This is a genomic window from Ensifer sp. EB106-03-01-XG145 (genome assembly GCF_058792075.1).
The window spans coordinates 1-5,684 of the sequence record NZ_JBYTEC010000056.1; the positions used below are offsets into that span (position 1 = coordinate 1).

The 5,684-nt window shown below is 61.7% G+C and carries 7 protein-coding genes; 4 read left to right on the top strand and 3 right to left on the bottom strand.

Features of this window, described 5'->3' with window-relative positions; genetic code table 11:
* The 3 genes from AC3WWH_RS34585 to AC3WWH_RS34595 form a co-directional block, all read right to left on the bottom strand.
* Nucleotides 1-170 (bottom strand): SulP family inorganic anion transporter (locus AC3WWH_RS34585; protein ID WP_492377620.1); only part of this gene is annotated, 170 nt, incomplete at its 3' end.
* A 410-nt stretch (nt 171-580) separates the two neighbouring features.
* Entirely contained in the window at nt 581-922 is a 342-nt protein-coding gene (locus AC3WWH_RS34590) for a hypothetical protein (RefSeq protein ID WP_197417438.1), read from the bottom strand.
* Nucleotides 886-1,086 (bottom strand): hypothetical protein, encoded by a 201-nt coding sequence (locus tag AC3WWH_RS34595; protein ID WP_143033022.1) that lies wholly within the window; start codon nt 1,084-1,086, stop codon nt 886-888. Before AC3WWH_RS34595 ends, AC3WWH_RS34590 begins: the two co-directional genes overlap by 37 nt.
* A gap of 570 nt (nt 1,087-1,656) precedes the next feature.
* Between AC3WWH_RS34595 and AC3WWH_RS34600 the strand changes: the two genes are divergently transcribed.
* The 4 genes from AC3WWH_RS34600 (at nt 1,657) to AC3WWH_RS34615 (ending at nt 5,649) form a co-directional block, all read left to right on the top strand.
* Nucleotides 1,657-2,301, top strand: a complete 645-nt coding sequence (locus AC3WWH_RS34600) for an acyl-CoA dehydrogenase family protein (protein WP_058324436.1) — start codon at nt 1,657-1,659, stop codon at nt 2,299-2,301.
* Between the two features lie 32 nt (nt 2,302-2,333).
* Nucleotides 2,334-2,888 carry an acyl-CoA dehydrogenase family protein gene (locus AC3WWH_RS34605; RefSeq protein WP_162752646.1) on the top strand — a complete coding sequence of 185 codons (555 nt, stop codon included), beginning with the start codon at nt 2,334-2,336 and terminating at the stop codon, nt 2,886-2,888.
* Nucleotides 2,889-3,030: 142 nt separating this feature from the next.
* Nucleotides 3,031-4,047: a helix-turn-helix transcriptional regulator gene (locus tag AC3WWH_RS34610; RefSeq protein ID WP_058324438.1), complete on the top strand. Its 1,017-nt coding sequence runs from the start codon at nt 3,031-3,033 to the stop codon at nt 4,045-4,047.
* A gap of 111 nt (nt 4,048-4,158) precedes the next feature.
* Nucleotides 4,159-5,649: an aldehyde dehydrogenase family protein gene (locus AC3WWH_RS34615; protein ID WP_492377619.1), complete on the top strand. Its 1,491-nt coding sequence runs from the start codon at nt 4,159-4,161 to the stop codon at nt 5,647-5,649.
* Nucleotides 5,650-5,684 lie beyond the last annotated feature (35 nt).

Below are 5,684 nucleotides of genomic sequence, written 5' to 3' on the forward strand. Positions count from 1 at the left end.
GCATAGAGGCCGGTTTCGGCGGGCAGTCCGGCTATGGCCGGGTAGGCGATGGCGCTGGGAAGGCCAACGGCGGCAATTGCAAGTCCGGCGGAGATATCGTTGCGTAGCCATCCGACGCGGTAACCATCCAGGTTCGCGAGCAAAGGCAGGCGAGGCAGAGTAAATGCCATGCTCGGGCCCCCGGACTATGCCTCCTCCAGCCGGCAACGGTTCCGCGCCGAACAAGAGGGCCAAACGAATGGACCATAGCATTGCAAATATTAGAGATGCAAAACTTTTCGTTTTGCCTGGCCACGCACGATGCGCAAAAGTTGCAGCGTCCGCTCAGTGAAAGCCTCCACAACGTGTGCCTGATCCTGATCTCACCGCGGAGCGGCTTGAGACCGCACGTCCGCAGATGCGCCTACGCCGGACACCCGAAGCCCAGGTCGCCTCAATTGGACGCGCCCGCCCGCCCCGCAGAATGCCTGAAGGGCGGTCAGGGCGGGCTCTAGCCCTTCACGTATCCCGGACTCTCAACGATCCTTCCATCCCGAGTGCGCATGTCAACTCCGCGAACCCGGTCCGTCTCGTTTTCGCTTCAACGCAGCTGCCGGCGGATGATCCCGCGGTCGTTGCCGGCCTGCTCGAAGTCGCATATCTGGACGATCCGACGCGAATTCCTGCCTTGGTCGAAGAAGCGCTGGAAGGGCTGCTCGTCCGGCCAAAACTCAACATAGCGCTTGAGCGTGCCGGCGAGATTTCCCGCCGGCGAAGGGCGTTCCGCAACGCGAATGTCGCCGGATTGCAAGGCTTCCGTGACAGAGCGCTGCGCGCAACTGAGGCGCAAGATGACGCACCACACCGAACGGCGCAGTCCATGGAAATGCCGTCCGGGCGTCGCTGTTAAACCTTGGGCATGACGCCTTTGTTGACCAGCCATGTCTCGAAGGTGCCCGGGCATCCTTCGTTGAGCCATCTTCCCCGGTAGGAGAAACCGGGGGTGGCGCGTCCGCCGCTGACGAAGCCTTCGTCGTAACGACCGATCGCACCAACTGTCTTATGCATCTTTCCGGGATGTTTCTTCTTGGCCTTTGAGAATTTCACTGGATACCCCCTACGCATTACAACCGTGAAGTCATAGCGTCTCACAGTGCACGCAGCCGTCAAGGATTAGACAAATGCGTAAATGGGGTTAGGGAACTGGCCAAGTTACGCTCCGCGGATAGCCACATGTGGAAGTCTGCCACGCCGACAGGCTTCACATCGTTCTCGGCTCCGAAGAGTTCGGGCCACCTTGACGACGCCTGCGTGGTGCACGCCCTTGCCGCCGGGCAGGTCAGAAGGGAGCGGACCATGTCGTTCTTGTCCACCGGCATGGTCATGGAGAGTTGTCGAGCAAGGCAAGGTCGGCGACCTTGGACCGAAGTCAGACCACAACGTCTCATAAAGAGGACAAGAATTTCTGCGGGCGCAGAACAATTCCGTCGCCAGGGCCTGAGGCCGTTGAGACGAAGAGCAAGACCCAATTGCTTCCGGTGCCGCGCAGAAAATCCACGTCGAATTGGACGATAGTCCACCAAAAGAGCACGGTAGAACCTCACTGGCACCGAGGCAGCACGCTACGAATCTGAGGGCAGGAAGAGGAACCCGCCAGAAGAACCAAGGGAGCGAGAAATGATCCACGCCGATGACGGCTCACTGTCCCAGGAGCAGCGATTGATGCGCGACAGTTGCCGCGCGTTCGTCGACGACGCAGTGACGCCTTTCATTCGATCGAACTGGCAGCGCGATTGGGACATGAGCCCGGGCGAGCGGCTGCCGCGCTCGATCCTCGAGGGAGCCGAAACAATCGGCATCCGCACGCTCGGCGTTCCGGAAGCCTACGGTGGCGTGGACCTCGAGCGCGAGACGGAGGTCAGGACCTTCGCGCTGATTTCGGAGGAAATCGCGCGCGGCGATTCCGGCCTTGCCGACAAGCTCGTGCAGAACTGGAAGGTCTCGATCCTCCTGCGCGAGTTCGCACCGAAACATTTGCAGGACAAGTGGTTCCCGCGCCTCTTGGCAGATCCGCAGTTTCTGCTTGCGCACTGCCTCACCGAGCCGCGCGGGGCGTCGGATCGCTGGCTCCCTTACAACGTGCCAGAGGCGGCGATGCATACGAAAGCCGTGCTCAAGGACGGGCACTGGGTGATCAACGGTCGCAAGCAGTTCATTTCGAACGGCTTCGATGCCAGCCTCTACGTGGTCTACGCCAACACCGACTCCTCCGTCGGCATGCTGCAGGGAACATCGAGTTCGACACGCCCGGCCTCACGGTGACGAAGTGCAACGAAACCATGGGCTGCCGTTTCATGAACAACGGCGAACTGGTGTTCGAGGACTGCCGCTTGCCGGTGGATCATCTTCTCGTCCAGAACACGGCGCTCGGAAGCGCCGGGCAGTATTTCCGTGCGGGCAAGATCATCCAGGCGGCCAAGAACCTCGGCGTCGGAGTCGCCTGTTTCGAACGCACCGCCGACTATGTCCAGAACTATGTGCAGGGCGGTCGCATCCTCATCAAGCACCAGGCCGTGGCCCTGCGGCTTGCCGACATGGCGACCCGGATCGAGGCGGTGCGCGCGCTGATCGAAAGGGCTTCCAAGGCGGTCGATGAGGGTCATCCGGACATGGATGTTCTCTGCAACATGGCCAAGGTCTACGCCTCGGAGGAGATCATGAAGGTCGCCACCCATGCGCTGGAACTGCATGGCGGCAACGGCGCTATGCTGGAGTTCGGCATCGAGAAGCTGTTCCGCGACGCTGCCATCTTTCTGCACATGGACGCAACCGTCGATGTCAGCCGGATGAAGATCATCAAGACCATGTTTCCGGCGACCGCCGGCAAATACGCGGGCCCCGAAAACTAGGGCCCGACGGAGGAGATGACGGGCTCGAGAGCGATGGTCTTGTCGCCGATCTCTCCGAGGCCGTTCCCGAATTGAGAGGAACGCTCGACAACGCGACATGAACCGGGGTTGCATGGGCGCGGTGGCAAAAAGGGGGGGGAAAATGACGAGAACAGACAGACAGCCGGACGGTGATCCCGATCAGGATGTGGATGATAACCTGGCGGCGCCCTTCCGCTCCTATGCGCTGGAACGGGCCGATGCGCCCCGTTTCCATATCCGTCTGGTCGAGAAGACCCAAAGGCTCTACCCGGCGCACAAGCACGATTATTTTCAGATCGTCTACTACATGAGCGAGGCGCCGACGGCGCGCATCGGTCTCAAATCCTACAGGCCGCAGCCGGGCTCGATCTATTTCATCGCGCCGATGACCCCGCATCAGACGCGCTTCAGCAGGGCGTCACGATGCGTCGTGATCTATTTCGACCTTGATTTCCTTCGGCCCGGGATCACGCGTTCCTATCCGATTTCCGAACTCGTGCGGATAGCGCCCGAACTCACGCCCTTCGCCTGGCAGGGGCATGTCGAGTTCAACCTGGATGAGGCGCAATCGGCGCGCGTGGAAGAGGCCTGCCGCGCGATGATCCTCGAACATTCTGCGGACCGGATCTGCGCCGGAGAGATCATTCGCGCAGAGCTGACGCTCATGCTCTGCAGGGTTTGCCGGGCCTACGAGGAGCGCTTCGACGAATTGTCGCCGGTTCTGCCGGCGATCGGCCGCGACAGCGGGCATATGCGCAGGATTTCCGATTTTATCGCGGAGAACTACCTTCGCTCGCCGACACTCGATCAGGCGGCCGCCTATGCCAGGCTTTCCCGTAGCCGCCTCTGCGCGCTCCTGCGGCAGCATACGGGCACCAGCTTCAATGCGCTCATTCGCGAAATGCGCATCGATGATGCGCGCGAGCGCCTGGTGCTGACCGGCGAACCGATCGGCCAGATCGCCTATGCCGTTGGGTACAACGACGAGAAGTACTTCCTGCGGGCGTTTCGAAAATCGGTCGGAATGACGCCAACGGCCTATAGGGCGAAAAGGTTGGGTGACCTGACTGTGCCCGCGACATCCCGGCGCGGCCTCACCGCGCAGGCCACGGGCCTCCTGCAAAGGGGCAGGAGCTAGACGGGGTCAGCGGAAACTATGCCGGACAACGGATTGTCCATCGGAGACAGGAGCGCCTGATCGAAGTCCGGTCCGGCATTTGCGGTTGATTGCAACATGGGAGGAGTAGCAATGCTTAAGAATGTCGAGGATCAGGCGCATGCGCCGCTCAGAGTGTCCGGCCTGTTCGTGGGCGGGCAATTTCTGGATGATGGCAGCGCCACCACATTCAGCGTCGAAGAGCCAGCAACCGGCGCGACCATCGCGCATGTGACCAACGCTTCTGAGGCCGACGTCGACCGTGCGGTCAGGGGCGCGCGCGACGCCTTCCAGGCGTGGCGTGATCGTTCCCCACGTGAGCGCGGCCAGATCCTGCGCGAGGTCGCCGCTCACATCCGCAAGCACGTGGACGAACTTGCCGAAATCGAGGCGCGCGAAGTGGGCAAGCCGCGTCGCGATGCCCTGCGCTTCGACCTCTCGTTCTGCCACGCCTGCTTCGACTACTTCGGCGGCCTTGTCGATACGATACACGGAGAGATCCTGGACCAGGGGCCGATCGAGGCGCGCATCAGCTACGAGCCCTATGGCGTGGTGGCAGCGATCCTGCCCTTCAACTGGCCGCCGATCCATTTCTCCAAGAAGTGCGCGCCGGCGCTCGCCGCGGGCAATACCATTGTCATCAAGCCCGGTGAACAGGCGCCGTTGACCGTCCTTCGCCTCGTCGAACTTGCCAACGAGATCTTGCCGCCCGGCGTCCTGAACGCGGTCGCCGGATTGCCGTCCGGCCCGGCGCTTGCCTCCCATCCGCTGGTCGAGCGCATCACCTTCACCGGTTCGACGATGACGGGACGGCGCGTGCTTCAGTCGGCCGCCCAGAACCTCACCTATGCGACGATGGAACTTGGCGGAAAAAACGCGCTGATCGTGCTTCCCGATGCCGATCTCGATGTTGCGATCGATGTCGCGCTCGAGGGCATGTTCTACAACCAGGGCGAGGCATGCACGTCGACGTCACGCATACTCGTGCACGATGCGCTCCATGACGAGTTCCTCGAGCGTTTTGCACGTGCGACCGAGAAGCTGGTCGTCGGTGACGGCCTTGATCCCGCGACAGATATCGGGGCCATGGTCGATGCGAAGCACCGTGACAAGGTGCTGGCCTATCTCGATATCGCGCTGAAGGAGGGGGCCCGCCTGGTGACCCAAGGCAAATTGCCGATCGAGGATCGCCTGAAAGGCGGCTACTGGGTTGCCCCCACGGTCCTTGCCGACGTGACACCCGACATGACCGCGGCGCGCGAAGAGATGTTCGGCCCGATCGCCAGCATCATGCGGTTTTCAACCGAGGAAGAAGCAATCCGCATCGCCAATGACAGCGAGTACGGCCTGACGGCGGCAATCTGCACGACCGACGAAGCCCATGCCGGCAGGATTGCGGCCCGGCTCGAAGCCGGCATGATCTTCATCAACAACTACATGCGCCGCGCCTTCCTCGGCTCACCCTTCGGCGGCCAGAAGGGAAGCGGCTTTGGACGGGAAAACGCTGCGGAAACTCTGCGGGAGTTTACGCGCTCCAAGAATGTGGATGCCTCTAAAAACCTCCCCTTCAGCCGGTTTTCGTGATTCAATCCGGCCTGCGTGATTTGCAGGGAACGGAT

Bases quoted from the DNA above. Each gene is read 5' to 3' on its own strand.
- AC3WWH_RS34600 (WP_058324436.1), top strand. From the start codon at position 1,657: ATGATCCACGCCGATGACGGCTCACTGTCCCAGGAGCAGCGATTGATG.
- AC3WWH_RS34605 (WP_162752646.1), top strand. From the start codon at position 2,334: ATGAACAACGGCGAACTGGTGTTCGAGGACTGCCGCTTGCCGGTGGAT.
- AC3WWH_RS34610 (WP_058324438.1), top strand. From the start codon at position 3,031: ATGACGAGAACAGACAGACAGCCGGACGGTGATCCCGATCAGGATGTG.
- AC3WWH_RS34615 (WP_492377619.1), top strand. From the start codon at position 4,159: ATGCTTAAGAATGTCGAGGATCAGGCGCATGCGCCGCTCAGAGTGTCC.
- AC3WWH_RS34590 (WP_197417438.1), bottom strand. From the start codon at position 922: ATGGCTGGTCAACAAAGGCGTCATGCCCAAGGTTTAACAGCGACGCCC.